Raw genomic sequence first — 403 nt, forward strand, 5'->3', positions numbered from 1 at the left:
GATCGGCTCGCTGTATGGCGTGCGGGGCGTCGAGGCGGTCGATCTCAACGCGCTGTTCGTCCTGCCAGGCGCGCCACCCGGCGGCGGCGCGCCCGCGGCGCTGAATGCCGCGAGCGCGGGCGTGCTCGGGACGGGCGTGGTGGGAGCCGAGCTCCTGACCCTCCACCCCGGCGCGCTGCGGCGCCTGCGTGCCGTATGACGGCGGGCACCGATCCGCTGCTGGCGTTGCTGCCCGCCTTCGAGCGCCGCCGCGGCCCCGACGGACAGCCGACCCTGGTCGAAGCGCTCGTCACCGCGATCGGCACCGAGGTCACGCTTGCCGACGTCGACCTCGACCAGCTGTACGACGACCTCTTTATCGAGACCTGCGCCGACTGGGCGGCACCCTATCTCGGTGCGCTGA

2 protein-coding genes are annotated in these 403 nt (G+C 73.4%); both read left to right on the forward strand.

What is annotated here, in order from left to right:
* Positions 1 to 199 (forward strand): hypothetical protein (locus D7Y13_RS46630; protein WP_158626264.1); only part of this gene is annotated, 199 nt, incomplete at its 5' end.
* A partial coding sequence (locus D7Y13_RS44270; protein WP_147452773.1) for a hypothetical protein occupies positions 196 to 403 on the forward strand: 208 nt, incomplete at its 3' end. The genes D7Y13_RS46630 and D7Y13_RS44270, both read left to right, overlap by 4 nt.

The organism is Corallococcus praedator (genome assembly GCF_003612125.1).
GTDB lineage: Bacteria > Myxococcota > Myxococcia > Myxococcales > Myxococcaceae > Corallococcus > Corallococcus praedator.